This is a genomic window from Ferrimonas senticii DSM 18821, assembly GCF_000422665.1.
Taxonomy (GTDB): Bacteria; Pseudomonadota; Gammaproteobacteria; order Enterobacterales; family Shewanellaceae; genus Ferrimonas; species Ferrimonas senticii.
The window spans coordinates 384,829-403,201 of record NZ_KE383898.1 but is presented as its reverse complement, the minus strand read 5'-3'; the positions used below and the strand labels follow the sequence as shown (position 1 = coordinate 403,201).

Sequence of the window (18,373 nt, the reverse complement as noted above, 5' to 3'; positions counted from 1 at the left end):
CACATTGAGCTTGTTGGTTAATTTTGCTGTTCAATGGTCGCTAAAGGGCGCCTTGCAGGGTCGGACTAGCAGCTGTCACTCTTCGTCATACAATTTCGACGTAGAGCCACTATGCCTTCAATCGTAATCCTCGATTGACAGCCGCTATCCTCGACCAAATTCTGAACACCAAACGTCAACACGCCCTAGCTATTCGATTAGCACTATCGATTTATCGCGCTCAAAAAACCTAACCAACCGCAACGCATTGAGTAGCGGATCCCGCCGCTGATGATCACAATTCACTAACAAGTGAGTATTATACTGACTTAATCATCAACTCTTACAGACCCAAGATGTTGTTTTAAAAGTAATTTAAATTTTGGCATAGAGTTTGTTTGTAACCTTACATAACAACTAACTGGGATCGGTCATGATGCAATGGGAAATTGGCGTACTTACGCTTGTGCTACTCACTCTTACCGCCTGCGGCAACTCCAATGCCGATGAGTCGGCTGAATCAGACAGCAAACAACCGCAAGTCGTCGCCATTCCGGTTGAGACTCAAATGGCCGCCAGCGGCGATATCAGCCACTTCTACCAAACCACCGCGGTGCTAGAAGCACCACAACAGGCACAAGTAATTGCTCGGATCAGCGGCATGGTTGAACAACTGCTAGTAGAGGAAGGTGACCGCGTAAAAGCTGGCCAATCACTGGCACAGATTGATCCTAAGCATTACCAATTGGCACTGAATAAAAGCCAAGCCGAACTGGATGTGATCGACCAAGAACTGGATCGAATGCACGCCATCGCCAATGAGCAACTGATCAGCGAAGAGCAACTGGCGCGGCTCAGTTATCAACGCCAAGCGGCCCTGGCGGATCGCGATCTGGCCAAACTGCGATTGCAATACAGCCAAGTGGCCAGTCCCATTGATGGGGTAATCGCCAAGCGTTACATCGACCAAGGCAACATGGCCACCGAGATGGCGACCGCCCTGTTTGAGGTGGTCCAGCAGCAACAGTTGCACGCCATCGTTCATCTGCCGGAGCAGCAACTGCCACAAGTCTCTGTAGGCCAAGTTGCTGAGCTTAGTGTCGATGGCTTACCACACGCTTATCGTGCTGAAGTACTGCGGATCGCTCCCACCGTTGATGCCGACAGCGGCACCATCAAAATCACCTTGCAGGTCGACAATCAACAGCAACAACTGCGCAGTGGCATGTTAAGCCGCGCCAAGTTGCAATTTGATCACCGCGATAACGTCACCCTGATTAATGCCGCCGCGCTACTGCGCCAAGACAGCGGCCACAGCGTGTTTGTGATCGATGGCGACAATGCCCAAATTCGGCCAGTGCAACTGGGCTACCGCGATGGCGAACAGGTACAGATCCTGGATGGCATTAACGTTGGCGAACAAGTCGTTATCCGCGGCCAACATCAGTTAAAGGACAACGCTCGGGTTGAGGTCGTGGGCGCGCTCAACATCAATCTCACCGCCAAGGAGTAACCCATGTCGCTAACCAAAACCGCCATCAAGCGTCCGGTTACCGTTTGGATGGCGATTTTAACCGTGGTGTTATTCGGTATGGTCGGCTTCGGTCGCTTGCCAATCACCTTGCTGCCAGAGATGAACTACCCCAGCCTAACCGTGCGCACCCTCTACCCAGGGGCGGCACCAGCAGAAGTGGAGCAACTGGTGGCCAAACCGATTGAAGAATCGGTCGGAACCGTCAAGGGGCTACGCACCATGACCTCTACCTCCCGCGCTGGCCTTGCGGATCTGCAGTTGGAGTTTGCTTGGGGCACCGATATGGATCTGGCGGCACTGGATGTACGGGAGAAGCTCGACGCCATTGAACTGCCGCTGGATGTCGAAAAACCGCTGATCCTGCGCTTTAACCCCAATCTCGATCCGATTATGCGCCTCGGGCTCATCAGCCCCGGCAGCGACAACCAACAACTGATCAGCCTGCGCAGTTGGGCCGATGACGAGCTCAAACGGCAATTGGAAGTGGTTGAAGGGGTGGCGTCGGTGCGCCCAGCCGGCGGCTTGGTCCGTGAACTGCAAATTTTGCTCGACCAACACAAGTTAGCGCAGCTGTCGTTAACTCCGGCGGATATCGTCAACCGCATCGGTGCCGAGAACATCAATCTGTCTGCCGGCAAGCTCGAACAAGGCAATCAACAGTTGCTGGTACGAACCTTAAATCAGTTCGAAAGTCTCGAGCAGTTGGCCAACATCATTATCTTTCGCGATGCCAACCGCCAACTGCGGTTAAAAGAGGTGGCCGAGGTTATCGACGGCTACGCCGAACAAACCGATATCTCGCGGGTCGATGGCCAAGCGGCGGTGGAGATAGCCATCTACAAAGAGGGCGACGCCAACGCCGTCACTGTCGCCAATGCGGTTCGCGCCAAACTCGATAAACTGGCGGAGCGTCCCGGTAACCCCGAGATCACCGTGCTCTACGACCAATCCGGCTTTATCGCCACCGCCGTCGCTGAAGTCACTAACGCGGCACTGATTGGCGCGCTGTTGGCGATGGCGGTGATCCTGCTGTTTTTACGCAAACTGCGGCCCACGCTGATTATCTGTTTAACCATTCCGGTGTCGGTGATTGCCACCTTTAACCTGATGTATTTTGCTGGCCTGTCACTGAATTTAATGTCCCTTGGCGGCATCGCCTTAGCAGTCGGATTGTTGGTGGATAACGCCATCGTGGTACTGGAAAACATCGATCGCCAACACAGCCACGATCCCGCCCAAGCGGCACAGCGCGGTACCGTCGAAGTCGCCAGCGCCATCACCGCCTCTACCCTCACCACCTTAGCGGTATTTGTACCGCTGTTGTTTGTCGATGGCGTTGCTGGCGCGTTGTTCGGCGATCAAGCGTTAACCGTGACCTTTGCCCTATTGGCATCACTGCTGACCGCGCTGACGGCGATCCCAATGCTTGCCGCTCGGCCCAAATGGCAATGGCCAACCCTACCGACAAAACCGGTGAAAACGGTGCCGATTGGCAAAGCGGCTAAGGTCAAACACTACGCCGGCACCGTCGCCAGTTTCCCATTTGTGCTTTTGTTTAACTGGTTGCCGTCACTGTTGTTCGCCGCGCTACTGTGGCTCGTCAGCTTCCTGCGCAAACTGGCCCAGTGGCTGTTCACCCCAATCGATTGGGGCTTTCAACGGCTGATGAAATGGCTCAGCGCCTACTATCCGACACTGCTGATGGCGGCGCTGCAGCAACGCAGCCTAACCTTGCTGCTGGCGTTGGTCTTTACCGCTGGGAGTTTCAGTTTGTTACCGAAAATCGGTATGGAGTTGGTGCCTAGTCTCAATCAAGGTGAGTTCTATCTTGAGGTGCAACTGCCGCCGGGCAGCCACGTCGGCCAAACCGACGCGGTGCTCGACCAGTTAGCGCAAGCGGTACTGCCACTGGATGGCGTAGCCCACGCCTACTCCCAAGCTGGCAGCGCCAGTCAAATGGCCTCCGCCAGCAGCCGCAGCGGTGAAAACTGGGGGCGGTTGCAAGTGGTACTGGATGATCCGCAAGCGCAAACCGCAGTGATGGCGGCACTGCGTCAACAAGCCGCCCGCATTCCAGATCTGCAAGCCGAGCTGAAACAGCCGCAACTGCTGAGCTTTAAGCAGCCGCTGGCGATTGAACTGTACGGCTACGATCTCACCCTGTTGAAACAAGCCAGTGAACTGGTGGCGCAAACCCTAGCCAACGCCTCCGCCTTTTCCGATGTCAGCAACAGCCTGCGAGCGGGTCAACCGGAATTGACCATCCGCTTTGATCACGCTCGGTTAGCGGCCCTGGGAATGGATGCACCGCAAGTGGCCGAGCAGATCGCCACCTTAGTTGGCGGCAGTCTCGCCTCGCGCTACACCTTAGCCGACCGAAAAATCGACATTCGAGTTCGCGCCCAAGCCCAGCAACGGGATGATTTGGCCGATATCGGCGCCTTGATCATCAATCCCGGCAGCGCCCGCCCCATTGCCTTATCGGCGGTCGCCGATATCGAGCAAGCGGTGGGCCCGGCGGCCATTACCCGCATTGATCAGCAACGGGTGGCGGTGATCAGCAGTGGCGTCGCCAACGGTAGCCTTAGCGACGCCGTTGCCGAAGCGCGCCGATTATTGGCACCGCTGCCACTACCAGCGGGGATCACCGTTGAATTTGCTGGCCAAAATCAAGAGATGGAACAATCCAATCAGTCACTAACCATTGCCCTGCTGTTGGCGGTATTTCTGGTCTACATCGTGATGGCCAGCCAGTTTGAATCCTTTGTGCAACCGCTGCTGATTTTGATCTCAATCCCTATGGCCCTGGCCGGCAGCGTATTGGGGCTGTATCTGTCCGGCAATCCACTGTCAGTATTGGCGTTGATTGGCCTGATCATGCTCTGCGGCATCGTCGTCAATAACGCCATTGTGCTGGTGGATAGAGTCAATCAACATCGCCACAGCGGCATGGATCGGCACCGCGCAATCGTTGAAGCGGGTCGAACCCGACTACGGCCAATTCTGATGACCACCATCACCACCATCCTTGGGTTATTACCGATGCTGGTGGGCTTCGGTGGCGGCGCCGAACTGCGCGCACCATTAGCCGTTACCGTAATTGCCGGGCTTGGGATCGCCACCCTGCTGACCTTAGTGGTGCTGCCGGTGCTGCTGGCCAGTGTCGGGAGCAACTCGACCTCCAAACCGTCGGCGGAGGTGGCCCATGACTAAGCCAACTCGCCACCGCAAGGCCAATGGCTTAACCGCGTGGGCGCTACGGCGCCCGGTAACCATCACCATGTGCTTTATCGCGCTGCTGTTGCTTGGCGGCGCGGCGGTTCGGTTGCTGCCGCTGGAGATGTTCCCCGGTTTCGAGATCCCGCAGATCACCGTGCAGGTGCCCTATCAAGGTGGTTCACCACGGGAGGTCGAACGGGAGATCACCTCGGTATTGGAAGAAGCGCTGGCGACCTTAAGTGGGGTCAAAACCATGCGTTCCGGTTCTAATCAAGAGGAATCGTGGATCCGCATGGACTTTGCGTGGGAGGAAGCGATCGGCAATAAAGTGGTCGAAGTGCGAGAGCGGGTTGATTCAGTGCGGCATCTGTTACCGGCGGACGTTGAACGGGTGCTGATCTGGCAGTTTTCCAGCTCGGATATGCCGATCATGACCCTGCGACTGTCGTCGGCTCGAGATCTCTCCGCCGCCTTTGACTTGCTCGATAAACAGCTAAAACGGCCATTGGAACGGTTAGAGGGGATCTCGCGGGTTACCCTTTATGGGGTCGAACCGATGCAGATCCAAATTGAACTGGATCCGCAGCAGCTCAGCGCCCGCGGCATCGACCAAGGCTGGCTTACTAATCTGCTGCAGCGGCAAAACTTCAGCCGCAGTGCCGGAGATCTGCGCACCGATAACGCCCTATGGCAGGTGTCGCAGCAAAATGAATACCGCGACTTAGCGCAGATCCAACAGCTGGTGTTGGCCCCCAATCTGCGGCTTGGGGATATCGCCACGGTACGCTACGCCCAGCCCGAACAGCTGGAAGGTCGCCATCTGGATCGCAGCTACGCGGTCGGCTTGGATCTGTTTAAAGAGTCCGGCGCTAATCTGGTTGAAGTTGCCGATCGGGTGCTGCCGGTCATCGATAAAGTCCGTGCCAGCGCCCAGTTTGATGGCATCGAACTGTTTGTGATGGACGACCAAGCCCAAAGCGTGCGCAACTCGCTCAATGAGCTAGCCCAAGCCGGGGGCATCGGTGCGCTGTTGTCATTTGCGGTGCTGCTGCTGTTTATCCGCAATCCCCTGACTACCGCCATCATCGTGGTGTCGGTACCGCTGTCGATCGCCATCACCTTGGGACTGATGTACCTGCTTGGCTACAGCCTCAATATCCTATCGATGATGGGGCTACTGCTGGCGGTTGGGATGCTGATTGATAACGCCGTAGTGGTCAGCGAAAGTGTCCTGCAACAGCCACCAGAACCGCGCCAACAAGCAGTGATCCAGGGCGTTGATGGCGTCGGTTTGGCGGTGCTGGCCGGCACCTTAACCACCGCCATCGTGTTTATGCCCAATATTTTTGGGGTTAAGGTCGAACTGACGGTATTCCTTGAACATGTCGCTATCGCCATCTGCATCTCACTGCTGGCCAGTTTGGTTATCTCCCGTACCCTACTGCCGCTGCTGCTATACCGCTTTGGTCACTTAGGTCAACAGGCTCAGCGGTTTGAAAGCCCCCGTTACCGCCGCCTGCTGAGCTGGATCTTGGCGCACCCGAAACTCAGTGGCCTGTTTGCCTTGCTGATCCTCGCCTCGACCGCCATCCCACTATCGCAGGTAACCGGCGGCGACGACGATCAAGGCAGTCAGGAGCGACTGTTCATCAACTATCAACTCGATGGCCGTCATTCATTGGAATACACCAAGGCGATGCTGGAGCAGATGGAGCAATACCTGTATGACAACCAGCAGCAGTTTGGCTTTAACAGCATCTACAGCTACTACGCCAACGACGATCTGCAAACCACCCTACTGATGAAGGATGAGTTGCCAATGCCATTGCCGGAACTAAAGCAGTTGATTGCCGATGGTTTCCCCAAATACGCCTTCGCCACGCCGCAATTTGGCTGGAATGGCGGTGACGATAAAGGCATGCGCTTGCATCTGCGCGGTCGCTCCACCGAACAGCTGTTGGCCTTGGCTCAACAAGTGATGCCATTGCTGGAACAGATTGAGGGCTTAAGTGACGTTCGCAGCGAACTGGCCGGCGGCCAGCAAGAGCTGATCGTGCGCTTTAATCGGCAACGGTTGGCACAGCTGGGATTGTCGTTGCAGCAATCTGCCGCCACGGTCGCTACCGCGTTGCGGGGCGAGCGGCTGCGCTCCTTTCGTCACGATGCCAGTGGCGAGATGGCGATTCGCTTGCAGTGGCCCAAATCGTGGCAACAATCGCTACAGCGTTTAAGCCAACTGCCGCTGGCTAAGGTCGATGGCAAGGTGATCACCCTCGCGCAAGTGGCCAGCATCCATCAGCAGCCAAGGCTGGAGGAGATCCGTCATTTTAATCGCCAAACCTCGGTGGCCATTGGTGGCAACGTCGATGACCGAGATTTTAATGAACTGCGCAACGACATTACCCAAGCCTTCGATGCCATTAACTGGCCCCCGGGTTACAGCTACAGCTTTGCCGGTGGCTTTGATTATCAAGATCAAAGCCAAGCGTTGATGGTCACCAACATGCTGTTGGCGGTGGTGATGATCTACATCGTGATGGCAGCATTGTTTGAATCGCTGCTGCTACCAACGGCGGTGATCAGCTCCATCTTGTTTGCGGTCACCGGAGTCTTTTGGACCTTCCTGTTTACCGGCCACAGCATCAGCGTGATGGCGATGATCGGCATCCTGGTGTTGATGGGAGTGGTGGTCAATAACGGCATTGTCTTGGTCGATCAAATCAATCAACGGCAACCGCCACTGGTCGAGCTGCCGCAAGCGATCGTCGATGCCGCCAGCAGCCGCTTACGGCCGGTACTAATGACCGTCACCACCACCATCTTAGGGTTGCTGCCATTGGCACTGGGGGATACTCGCATCGCCGGTGGTGGCCCCAGCTACACGCCAATGGCAGTGGCGATCATCGGTGGCCTTGGCTTTTCAACCATCACCAGTTTACTGCTGGTACCTTACCTTTATCTGATCCTAAGCCGCCTGCGCCAACGCAGTCTGCTAGGGCTAACTCGGGTGTGGTATTGGCAACGGGCTAAGGTGCCGGTCTGGTTACGCTAAGCCGCTGGCAAAAAAGGAAAATTTGTGGGTAAATAGGCCACTTCAACTTCAGCTTTAGGGACTTAGCGATGTTGCTGCAACTGATGATTTTTTTGGCCGCCTCATTGATTATCGGCTTGGCTCCAATCTATGTCGGTGCTCGGGTACTGCGCACCGGCAACCCCAGTGTCATCGGTGCGGTCATTGCGCTGGCGGCGGTGCTGGCGCTGCAGGATATGGCCTTTCGGTTTATCGAAGAGACCCAACTGGCTTGGCTTGCCAGTGTGTTTGCCGGTGCCTTTGCCATCAGTTTGATGGTGGATTGCCCTTACTGGAAAGCGCTGCTGATCAGTGGCCTGATTATCCTGATCCAGATGCTGGCCACCGATGCACTGCTTGGCGGCACCCCAGCCCCAGAGCACCTAGGTGAACTCATTAGCGGTACCCAAAAAGAGCTGTGGCCGGATTACCACTAAGCTCAACAAAACCATGGCTAATACCCGCAGCCATGCAAGCGTGCTGATCTTTGCCGGTTGAAGATCAGCACCTTACAACCCGAAACCCTACCGCCGATAAGCTTAAGTCGCGACAGACTACTGCAATTTGCAGTATCCATTTCGTGATATCATTAGGCTTAACTATCGCACCATTGTAAATCCAGCCACATCCTCAGCCTTCGTCATCACCTTGCGGCAGTGATTACGGCTGGTTTTATCTTCATTGCTCTGCAATCCAATGCCATTGACGCTTCGTTCTAACATTATTGCCTTGTGCCTGCTTGGCGGCCTATTGCTGGTTGCTGAGTTAGTGATAACTAAACACAACAGCATTCAACAGCGCCTCAACCAACAGCACTACCGCAGCATCACCAACGATTTTCAAACCATCGTTGATGACCGCTTCAATACCGTGGTGCTCGGCACAGAGACCTTTGGTAACTATCTAAAGCTGAACGATTTTAATTGGCAAAGCATGGACAGCTATGCCGCTCGACTGCTGCGCAACTACCCAGCCATCGACTCGATCGCTTTGGCGCCTAACGGCGTGGTGCAATTTATCGCTCCTTTGGCTGGCAACGAAGGTGCTATTGGTCACGACATCTTGGCCGATGATAAGCGCAAAATTGGCGTCACTCGTGCTTTAAATCGCAGCAAAATTATTATTGTTGGGCCAGTCAAACTGATTCAGAGTGGCCAGCTAGCGTTTATTATCCGCCGACCAATCTTCGATCTTGACGGCCACTGTTGGGGGCTTTCCAGTGCCGTTATTTCTCTCGACAGTTTTATCGATGAGGTAGCGCCGCAACTGGCTAGTCGCTATCGCGGCAATTTTGCCATCTATGGCGACCACCCAGATATTGCGCAGCAGTATCAGGTCTATCAACAAGGGGTTGTCGATGACAGCAACATCACGCTACCGCTGGCGGTATTCGACAGCAAATGGACGGTGGTGTTTGCTACCCCGAAAACGCCATTAAACCGCCAACGAGCCATTGGTTTTACTTTGGCCGTGGCGGTGTGGCTGATGTTAATTGTTGGCAAACAGCGCCGCCAACAAAGAGCATCAGCCGATGTTGCCGCACTAAAAAATGGCGCCTATCAAGACTTTCTTACCGGATTGCATAATCGCCGCTGGCTAACCGATTGCGTGCTCGCAAAACAGCCACACTATCGCGGCACGCTGGTAATGATCGACATCGACCACTTTAAGTCGATCAACGACCATCATGGCCATGCCATCGGCGATCAGGTATTGCAGAAGTTCGCTCACTTTTTAAGTCAACGCCTACGTCAGCAAGACCGGCTGCTGCGTTGGGGCGGCGAGGAGTTTCTGCTGTTGATGGATAATGTCGATGCTGAAGCAGCCCACGACATTTTGCAGCGATTGCTACACCAGTTGGCCGACCATCGGTTACTGGAAAGCCTACCGACGCTGATCATCACCTTTAGTGCCGGCATTCGCCAATGCCAGCCAACTAACGACTTTGAAGATGAGCTACATCGAGCCGATCTGGCGCTCTATCGAGCCAAGCAACAAGGTCGCAATCGCTGTGTTATCGATCGCGACCAGTAATACGACTTAGCGTTGCAACAGATAATCTAAACCACCGCATACGGCCGCAACTTGAGCGGCATTGCACTGCTCTGGCGTCGCTTTCGGGCTATCCGGGTACACCTCGGTGGTGGTAACAAATGGCGCATCGGTTAGGCCACCACAGAGAAACAGCGACCGCTTCGGGTATTCAATCACTCCTTCCTGAACCACATCAGCACCGATGATCTGGCCGTTGCCATCGGCAGGGGCGATGTGGGTCACTTGCCGTACTGCATCAATGATCGCTTTTTGGAACGCTGGCGTCGCCCGCTCGGAATCATCGACGTTGTAGAAACCGTCAGGGATCGCTTCCTGTTCAATATGGAACTCACCGCCATCGCGCGCCGCCAGCGCTGGACGGAACTCAGTTTTGTCGCTGTCGGTGGTTTCGTGCAGATCAAAATGAGCTAAGAAACTGACGTTCAGCTCGGCCAGCAACTTAACCACCGCCGCCGCTTCTTCGCTGGCGCTGTCCACTTTGAAAGAGCGGTTAGGATCAACGCAGTTGGGATTCCAACGATTGATGGTTTCAAAACCCCATGGGCTAATGCACGGCAGCACCAGCAGATCAAACTGCTCGGCGTAACGTTCGCCTTGCTGTTCTAAAAAGCTCAGCGCACCCATCACACCACTGGTTTCATAGCCGTGCACACCACCGGTGATCAGTACCTTTGGCTTATCGCTGTGCCAATCTCGACTCTTGATGGCGTACAACGGGTAGCGTTGTGGGTCATAAGAGAGCGCACCGTATTGGCTTAGCTCAAAACGCTCGGCCAATGCCTCAATGCGCGGCACGACTAACTGCTGGTAGCTACGTTTAATTTGGCATTGTGCCAACCACGCTTGACGCTCACTCTCACCCCACGGTTGACCGGGCTGACCGATTGAATAGTAATGGTTCATAGGTTCCTTTGCTTGTTGTTGTCGTTGTATTCGCCCCCTATCTTAGCGGCAGTTGGTCGTATCAGCACAGGGATCATTCCCCAAATCGAATTGCCTGACTTACAATAAAAACTTGTTGGTTTTTATCGAGGTTTGCTGATGCGTTTGTTTCTCTCAATGCTGTTGATGACGGCCGTAACACCGGCTTTGGCGGCACCGGCGTTTGATTGCGCCAAAGCCAGCAGTCAAGTTGAGCAGCTGATCTGTCAAACGCCAGATCTGCAACAACTGGATGTGCGGCTAAACCAACTGTATCGACAAGCGCTGCGCCAACAAGGCGATACCATCAAACCTTATCAACGGGGCTGGCTTAAAGGTCGTGATGACTGCTGGAAAGCAGACGACATCAGCAGCTGCGTGCAATACAGCTATCAATCGCGGATCAGCGAATTGCAGGTGGCCACCGGCGCGGCCAAGGCCGATTTAGTCCAAACCTATCAATGCGCCAATGAGCAATTAATAGCGCAGTTTTACAACGATACCGTTCTGCCGCTGGTGGCACTGAAAACCAATGGCATCACTAAATTGGGGTTTATTCGTCCCAGCGCCTCCGGTGCCCGTTACCAAGGACAAAACTGGCTGTTGTGGACCGCCAAGGGCGAAGCCTTATATCAGCGCTTTAATCAACCGGACGTCTACTGCCAACGGCTGTAACATCCCTAAAAAAGACGGCAGCCAATGGCTGCCGTCAATCAATACGATCCCCCCAACAAGCTATCAGCCCGCGGCAATCAACTCTCTGCAATAAGCTTGGCCATCGCCGCGGCGATCTCCGCCATGATGGTTTCACCGCGCTGCTCGGCTCGCGCCAGCGTTTCCTCATGCGCCAACTCAACCACCACTTCCAGATAGCACTTCAATTTCGGTTCGGTGCCGGATGGCCGAACAACGACCCGAGCGCCATTATCTAGGTGATAAATCAACACATCGCTGGCGGGCAGCGCTATCGCCTCGGTTCGGCCATCAGCAAAGGTGGTTTGCTGCGCTTTAAGATCATCATGACGCACCACCTTGGCCGCAGCGATTTCAGTTAATGGCTGTTGCCGTAACTTATCACCAATTGGGGCGGCATTAGCATCCAAGGCGAAGCTGCGCTGTTGATTAAGGTGCAAACCATGCTGGCGATAGAGGCTGGCCAATTTATCCCACAGAGTCAGTCCTTGAGCCTGCAATTGAGCGGTCATTTGGCAAAACGCCAACATCGCCGAAATGCCATCTTTGTCCCACACCGTGGAGCCAACGGTATACCCCAACGCCTCTTCGTAGGCGAACAGGAAACGCTGCTGGTCATTTTCAAGGGATTGACCAACGTTACTGAGCCACTTAAAGCCAGTCAGGGTTTGATAATGCTTGGCCCCATAGCCAGCGGCAATTTTACCCAGCAGTGACGACGATACGATGGTGTTACCAACCAACGCCGACTGAGCCTGACTGCGCCCAAGCAGATAATCCCCTAGCAGCGCCCCGACTTGATCGCCACTGAGCATGCGATAGTCGCCTTGCTCGGTGCGCACCGCCACCGCAAACCGGTCGGCATCGGGATCATTGGCACAGGCCAGCAGTGCCCCGACCTTCTGCGCCTCGGCGATCACCAAATCCATCGCTCCCGGCTCTTCTGGGTTGGGGAATTTAACGGTGGGGAACTGGCCGTCTGGCTCACGCTGGGCGGCAACGCTGTGCAGTTGCTGGAAACCGGCTTGAGCCATCACCGCTTCAACGCTCCGAGCACCGACTCCATGCATGGCGCTGTAAGCGATAACCAGCGGCTGCGGTTCGGCGTCGCTCGCCAACAGCGAACTGGCCAACAAACGGTGCTGATATTCTTGATAAAACGACCCGCCCAGATAATGCAGCAGCCCCTGCTGCTGGCCTTGCTCCAACGCTAACAGCGGCAGTTCCGCGCCAGCGGCAACCTCAATGGCGGCGGCGATGCCAGCATCGTGGGGCGGGATGATCTGCGCGCCATTCTCCCAATAGACCTTAAAACCATTATATTCCGGCGGATTGTGACTGGCGGTGACCACAATCCCAGCGACCGCATTAAGCTGCAACACCCCAAAAGCCACCAGCGGCGTTGGCGCCACGGTATCGGTTAATTGCACCTTAATCCCCAGTGCCATCAAGGCGCGAGCGCTGTCCTCGGCAAAGGTTTTTGAATCCGGCCGACCATCATAGCCAATCACCACCCCGCGACGTTTGGCATCGGCAAATTGGCTTAATAGGTATTGGCCTAAGCCACTGGCGGTTTGTTGGATCACCAGCCGATTCATCCGATTTGGGCCTGCGCCGACGACGCCTCGTAAACCGGCAGTACCAAACGCCAATCGCTGGCTAAAACGGCGCTGCAGTTCAGCGCTGTCGGCGTTATCAATCAGCGCCTGCAGCTCGGCGCGAGTGGCTGGATCAGGATCTTGTTGAAGCCAGCGCAGCAGCATCGATTCCATGGTAGGTACCTTCTTGGTTGTGTTGTCTTAACAACATAGAGCTCCATCGACGGCAGCGCTGCGACGACGATCAGTAATTTGTCGGTTGCGCAAACGACCGCTGCAAAAACGCCCACTGATTGCAGTGGGCGTTTGTTGGTACTACGACGATTTATTTCGCTTTCGGGCGGAACGGCTTGATGACGTCCTCGTTGCACTCTAGGAATGGCCCTTCCATCAAGTCGATGCAGTAAGGAATTGCAGGGAACACCGCATCCAGACATTCACGAATCGACTTTGGCTTGCCCGGCAGGTTGACGATCAGGCTATCACCGCGCAGACCGGCAGTTTGGCGGGACAAAATCGCAGTTGGCACGAACTTCAACGACTCAGCGCGCATCAGTTCACCAAAGCCCGGCATCATCCGGTCGCATACGGCTTCGGTAGCTTCTGGGGTGACGTCGCGCTTAGCCGGGCCGGTACCGCCGGTGGTAACGATCAGTGAGCAGTTCAGTTCATCGGCCATCTTGATCAGGGTCGCTTCAATCACGTCCTGCTCATCTGGGATCACCTGGTACACTGGCTCCCACTCGGAAGTCAGGTATTCATTCAGAGTCTCGATGATCGCCTTGCCGGAGATATCTTCGTAAACGCCAGCACTGGCGCGATCGCTAACGGTAACAATGCCGATTTTGGCGATGGTCATGAACTTAAATCCTAATTTTAATAAAGGCTGACCTCAGCATATCCGATGGCCAGCGAAAAAACAGACGATAAGCCAGTACTTTGAACTATTCGGCTAGGGTTTGCGCAACCGCTTAGCGTTGATTAAGCCAAAAGTGATAGAGGCCATCAATATCGGCGGAGCACAGCAACGGCATCGCCGCCGAGAGCTCTGCATCCGACCAATGCCACCACTGCATTTCCAACAGTTTGGCGATCTGTTCCTCAGCAAACCGATAGCGGATCAGCTTGGCCGGATTGCTGCCGACAATTGCGTAAGGCGGCACATCTTTGGTAACCACCGCCCGACTGGCGATGATGGCACCATCACCGACGGTGACGCCGCTCATGATCATCGCCTCAGAGCCGATCCAAACGTCGTTGCCAATCACGGTATTACCAGCACGAACAAACCCATCTTGGGCGCCAGCAAACGCCGGATGCTGTTGATAGAAGAACGGAAAAGTACTGGCCCACTGGTGTTGATGACCTTGGTTACCGGCCATCATAAATACCGCCCCAGAGCCGATGGAACAGTAACTGCCGATGATCAACTTATCGACATCATCGCGATCCGGCATCAGATAACGGGCGCAATCGTCAAAGCTGTGTTGATGGTAGTAACCGGAGTAATAGCTGTGTTTACCAACGATGATATTCGGGTTGGTTACCTGCTCTGCCAGCGGTTTACCGGCAAAAGGGCTGTCGAAATAGTTGTTCATTTGTTAGGGCGTGTTGACCTTTGCTATGTATTTTTGCGCCCATTATCAGCTACTTTTGAAAGCAAATTGATCTTGGTTGGTAAATTTTGCTGTTCAGTGCTCACTGAAGGGCGCCTTGCAGGGCCGGACTAGCAGCTGTCACTCTTCGTCATACGATTTCGACGTAGAGCCACTATGCCTTCAATCGCAATCCTCGATTGACAGCTGCTATCCTCGACCAAATTCCGAACACCAAACGTCAATACGCCCTAGTGAAATCAAGATGGTTAAAGCATTGGCGGGTGACTGTACCCCACTGCGGATCTTGATAAATATCCTGCTTAAAATGGCCGCCAGTATAATCGCCAATGGTCGCCTGCCAAAAGGCGATGGCTCGGTCTGCCCCTGCGACTTGTTTGATCTGCCAACGGCCGCCGTGCATCGCAAAAATTGCCGCGGCAAAAGTCTGGCCTAAGCGGTTCTGGCGAAAATAGGGCACCACGTAAAAATCACACACTTCAAATTGGCCATCGCCATGGCTGGCAATGGCGGTATGCCCCGCTGGAACGCCATCGACATACAGCAGATAGCCGGCGACGTTGCCACCCAGTTCAGTATCAAGCGCAAAGCGGCCATCCGCCTGCGGCTTTTTCTGAACAATTTTGGAGAACTCCGCTTCGTAGCCTTGGGCAAGGTTTAGGTAAACCTCGATATTGTGATCATCAACCTGAACAATCTGCATCGCTGTGCCTCCGCATCGATACCTCCACAGACTAGCCCAAAGCCTAAGTCATTATGTTGGTCTACAAAAGCAAAAGCGCCCACCACGGTGAGCGCTTGTGCTAAAGCTAAAATCACAACCTCAACTTGGCCATACGCCAACTTAATCGTCGATCTCGACTTCCATGCTGGCCGTTACGGTAGAGGCACAAGCTAAGAAATAACCCTCCTCAATCTCATCTTCGGTTAAGCCGATGGTTGAGGTGGTTTCAAACTTGCCCTTCTCGCCTTTGCATTTACAGGTACCGCAAACACCGGCACGGCAAGCGGCCAACACTGGAATGCCCCCTGCTTCGAGGCTATCGAGTACCGATTGGTTAGGCAAAATCGGCAGCTCAATACCATCGATAGCAAGGTGCATTGACTGTTTGCCAGCGGCGGGCAGATCCGCCAACTGGTTTTTCACTTGAGTAAACGCCTCGCACTGCACTTTGGCGGCGTTCAAAGCATGGGCGTAGGCTTCGGCGGCATCCATATAGGTTTGCGGGCCACAGATCATCACGCTGCGCTGGGTCATCTTCGCGGCAAATTTGGCAATCGCCGCTTGGCTTAAGCGCTCGCCGCTAGCCGACAGCAGCCACTTCAGTTGAAAATTCGGGTGCTTGGCCGCTAATTCTGCTAGCGGCGCGGCAAACAGCGCCTCATCGGCGGTTTTGGCCGACACCATCATCACGATATCCGCCTCGGGCTCATCGCTCAGACGGTCGCGCAGCATCGAGTACAGCGGGGTAATGCCGCAGCCGGCACCAAGCAATAGCCATGGCGCCGTGCCGGCACTGTCGCGGTGAAACTCACCCGCTGCTTGCGGCAGTACCTCAAGCTGATCACCGACGTTAAAGTTATCCAGCAAGTGGTTAGACACCCGGCCACCGTCAACCCGCTTAATGGTCAGTTGCAACTCGCTGTCGCTCGGCTTGGAGCTAAAGCTGTAAGCGCGGGCACTGGTGCGATCGCCCAATGGCACCAAGACGGTAGCGAACTGGCCAGCGATAAATTCCAGCGGTTGTTCGGCGCGAAAACGGAAACTGCGGATGCTGCTGGTTTCATCAATCACAGCGGTACAGGTTAAATGCATGGGGAAATCTCGAAATCGTCTCGAAATAACAACGGCCAGCAAAGGCTGACCGTTAATTCAATTAGCTGGGGTTTATTTACCCAGAATGTCAGCCAAATCTTGCTCGACGGTGGTGATCAAGCGCAGGCCAGTCATCTCGTTCAGGGCAGTCAGCAGGTTGTCGGTTAAGAATGCCGGTGCGGTTGGGCCAACACGGATATCTTTAATCCCCAGAGCCAGCAGGGTCAGCAGCACCGCAATCGCTTTTTGCTCGAACCACGACAGCACTAGTGACAGCGGCAGATCGTTAACGCCACAGTCGAACTCTTTCGCCAGTGCCAATGCCAACTGAATCGCCGAGTAAGTGTCGTTACACTGGCCAACATCCAAGAAGCGCGGGATGCCGTTGATCTCGCCTAAGTCCAGATCGTTGAACTTAAACTTGCCGCAGGCCAGCGTCAGGATCAGAGTATCTTTTGGCGCTTGAGCAACGATATCGGTGAAGTAGGAACGCTCTTTCTTATCACCATCACAGCCGCCAACCAGCAGGAAGTGGCTGATGTTACCCGCTTTCACCTGCTCGATTACCGCCGGAGCCGCTGCCATCAGGGCGTTACGAGCAAAACCGGTGGTGGTGTAGTGCGGGATCTCATCGTACTTAAAGCCGTCACACTCCAACGCTTTGGCAATCACTTCAGCGAAATCGTCACCGATGATGTGCTTCACTCCCGGCCAGCCGACGATAGAGCGGGTGTAGATGCGATCGGCGTAGCCTTTCACTTCTGGGTTGATCAGGCAGTTGGAGGTCATCACGATGGCGCCAGGGAAGTTAGCAAACTCTTTCTGCTGGTTCTGCCACGCGCTGCCGTAGTTACCCACCAGATGTGGGTACTTGTGACCCAGTTCTGGGTAAGCGTGGGCTGGCAGCATCTCACCGTGGGTGTAGACGTTGATGCCCTTATCTTTGGTCTGTTCCAGAATCAGCTGCAGATCGATCAAGTCGTGACCGGATACCAAAATCGCCTTACCGGCGACCGGCTTCATGTTCACTTTTACCGGAACTGGGTGGCCAAACTCACTGGTTTCACCGGCGTCCAAAATCTCCATCACCTTGTAGTTCAGGTGACCAATCGCCATCGCCAAGCCCAACAGTTCTTCCATATCGGTTGGATCTTCACCCAAACGCGCCATGATGCGGTGGAATTCGGCGTAAGCCTCGTCAGAGGTCTGCTTCAAAATGCGAGCGTGTTCCATGTAAGCCGCCACACCTTTGAGGCCGTAGAGGTTTAGCAGACGCAGGCCAACGATATCGGCACCTACGTCATCGGCACCACGGTTAACGATGGTTTGTGGTGCTACCGCCAGCATCGCTGCTTTATCAACGGAGATCTCCAGTTCTGCCGCGCCTTTTGGCGACACCGGCTCAACGCCCTGTACCAAGCAAGCAGAGTGGTAGAGGTCACGCATGCGATTGCGCATCGCCATACATTGCTGGGTGTAGTCCACCAGGCGATCGGCATCGAAGTTAACGTTGGTTAAGGTTGAGAAAAACGCCTGTGGCAGAAACGCATCGACTTTGGCATCAACCACGCCGACGCCGCGTGCCAAGTGAGCATAGGCAGAAACGCCTTGAATCAAGTAAACCAATACGTCTTGCAGATCGGAGATCTCAGACGTTTTACCGCACATACCGGCGGCGTAAGAACAGCCTTTAGCGACTGGGGTAACGATAGTGTGCTCACACTGCATACAAAACATGGGGTCGGCTCCAAATGTTGCATTTAAAATTCATGTTTAATAAGACAACTCTAACCCTGCGCTGCGCCCAATACATGCATTTTTAATGTTTGTTATCTTGAAGTTTGACCTAGCTCACTGTTTAGCAACGCTATC

The 18,373-nt window shown here is 54.6% G+C and carries 13 protein-coding genes; 6 read left to right on the top strand and 7 right to left on the bottom strand.

What is annotated here, in order from left to right; all coding sequences use genetic code 11:
• Positions 1–412: 412 nt before the first annotated feature.
• The 5 genes from G506_RS0114950 to G506_RS0114930 all read left to right on the top strand — a co-directional run bounded on the left by G506_RS0114950 (position 413) and on the right by G506_RS0114930 (position 9,836).
• Complete coding sequence (locus G506_RS0114950) at positions 413–1,492, top strand: efflux RND transporter periplasmic adaptor subunit (protein WP_028117569.1); 1,080 nt, start codon at positions 413–415, stop codon at positions 1,490–1,492.
• A 3-nt stretch (positions 1,493–1,495) separates the two neighbouring features.
• Positions 1,496–4,726 (top strand): efflux RND transporter permease subunit, encoded by a 3,231-nt coding sequence (locus G506_RS19890; protein ID WP_035387387.1) that lies wholly within the window; start codon positions 1,496–1,498, stop codon positions 4,724–4,726.
• Positions 4,719–7,784, top strand: coding sequence for an efflux RND transporter permease subunit (locus G506_RS0114940; RefSeq protein WP_028117568.1), 3,066 nt, complete (start codon positions 4,719–4,721; stop codon positions 7,782–7,784). Before G506_RS19890 ends, G506_RS0114940 begins: the two co-directional genes overlap by 8 nt.
• A gap of 68 nt (positions 7,785–7,852) precedes the next feature.
• A complete protein-coding gene (locus G506_RS0114935) occupies positions 7,853–8,239 on the top strand; it encodes a hypothetical protein (RefSeq protein WP_028117567.1) in 387 nt (128 codons plus the stop codon).
• Positions 8,240–8,498: 259 nt separating this feature from the next.
• Entirely contained in the window at positions 8,499–9,836 is a 1,338-nt protein-coding gene (locus G506_RS0114930; protein WP_028117566.1) for a GGDEF domain-containing protein, read from the top strand.
• A gap of 6 nt (positions 9,837–9,842) precedes the next feature.
• On the opposite strand, the gene G506_RS0114925 is transcribed toward G506_RS0114930, so the two are convergent.
• Positions 9,843–10,760: a M14 family metallopeptidase gene (locus G506_RS0114925; protein ID WP_028117565.1), complete on the bottom strand. Its 918-nt coding sequence runs from the start codon at positions 10,758–10,760 to the stop codon at positions 9,843–9,845.
• Positions 10,761–10,898: 138 nt separating this feature from the next.
• Between G506_RS0114925 and G506_RS0114915 the strand changes: the two genes are divergently transcribed.
• Positions 10,899–11,453 (top strand): MliC family protein, encoded by a 555-nt coding sequence (locus G506_RS0114915; RefSeq protein ID WP_084631464.1) that lies wholly within the window; start codon positions 10,899–10,901, stop codon positions 11,451–11,453.
• Between the two features lie 77 nt (positions 11,454–11,530).
• On the opposite strand, the gene G506_RS0114910 is transcribed toward G506_RS0114915, so the two are convergent.
• The 6 genes from G506_RS0114910 to hcp all read right to left on the bottom strand — a co-directional run bounded on the left by G506_RS0114910 (position 11,531) and on the right by hcp (position 18,238).
• A complete protein-coding gene (locus tag G506_RS0114910; protein WP_028117563.1) occupies positions 11,531–13,243 on the bottom strand; it encodes a phospho-sugar mutase in 1,713 nt (570 codons plus the stop codon).
• A gap of 151 nt (positions 13,244–13,394) precedes the next feature.
• Positions 13,395–13,928 (bottom strand): molybdopterin adenylyltransferase, encoded by a 534-nt coding sequence (mog, locus tag G506_RS0114905; protein ID WP_028117562.1) that lies wholly within the window; start codon positions 13,926–13,928, stop codon positions 13,395–13,397.
• 112 nt (positions 13,929–14,040) lie between these two features.
• Complete coding sequence (gene catB, locus G506_RS0114900) at positions 14,041–14,667, bottom strand: type B chloramphenicol O-acetyltransferase (RefSeq protein WP_028117561.1); 627 nt, start codon at positions 14,665–14,667, stop codon at positions 14,041–14,043.
• Between the two features lie 238 nt (positions 14,668–14,905).
• On the bottom strand, positions 14,906–15,388 hold the full coding sequence (locus G506_RS0114895) for a GNAT family N-acetyltransferase (protein ID WP_028117560.1): 483 nt from the start codon (positions 15,386–15,388) through the stop codon (positions 14,906–14,908).
• A gap of 141 nt (positions 15,389–15,529) precedes the next feature.
• Entirely contained in the window at positions 15,530–16,501 is a 972-nt protein-coding gene (locus G506_RS0114890; protein WP_028117559.1) for a flavin reductase family protein, read from the bottom strand.
• A gap of 72 nt (positions 16,502–16,573) precedes the next feature.
• Complete coding sequence (hcp, locus tag G506_RS0114885) at positions 16,574–18,238, bottom strand: hydroxylamine reductase (protein WP_028117558.1); 1,665 nt, start codon at positions 18,236–18,238, stop codon at positions 16,574–16,576.
• Positions 18,239–18,373 lie beyond the last annotated feature (135 nt).